General features: G+C 72.0%; 1 protein-coding gene. It reads left to right on the top strand.

The genetic code is table 11. From position 1 onward, the window contains the following. Positions 1-11: 11 nt before the first annotated feature. The coding region (locus LPA54_RS38500) for a (2Fe-2S)-binding protein (RefSeq protein WP_228985028.1) at positions 12-453 on the top strand (442 nt) is incomplete at its 3' end.

The following is a 453-nucleotide window of genomic DNA, read 5'->3' on the forward strand; positions in this document are numbered from 1 at the left end:
GAAGGCCGTCCATGACGCCCCCCACGTCGTCCAGCACCGTCACCCTGAACATCAACGGCGAGAAACACACGCTGACCGTCGACCACCGCACCACCCTGCTCGACGCCCTGCGTGACCGCCTCGACCTGACCGGCACCAAGAAGGGCTGCGACCACGGGCAGTGCGGCGCCTGCACCGTCCTCGTCGACGGCCGCCGCACCGTCTCCTGCCTTCAGCTGGCCGTCGCCTCCGAGGATCGCGCGATCACCACCGTGGAGGGCATCGCCGAAGGGGACCGGCTGCACCCGGTGCAGCAGGCCTTCCTCGACCTCGACGGCTTCCAGTGCGGCTACTGCACCCCCGGCCAGATCTGTTCGGCGGTCGCCGTCATCGAGGAGCACGCCGCCGGCTGGCCCAGCGCCGTCACCGCGGACGTACGGCCCGAGGCCGGCCCGCCGCCCCTGACCACCGAGG

Source organism: Streptomyces sp. DH12 (genome assembly GCF_020873895.1).
GTDB lineage: Bacteria > Actinomycetota > Actinomycetes > Streptomycetales > Streptomycetaceae > Streptomyces.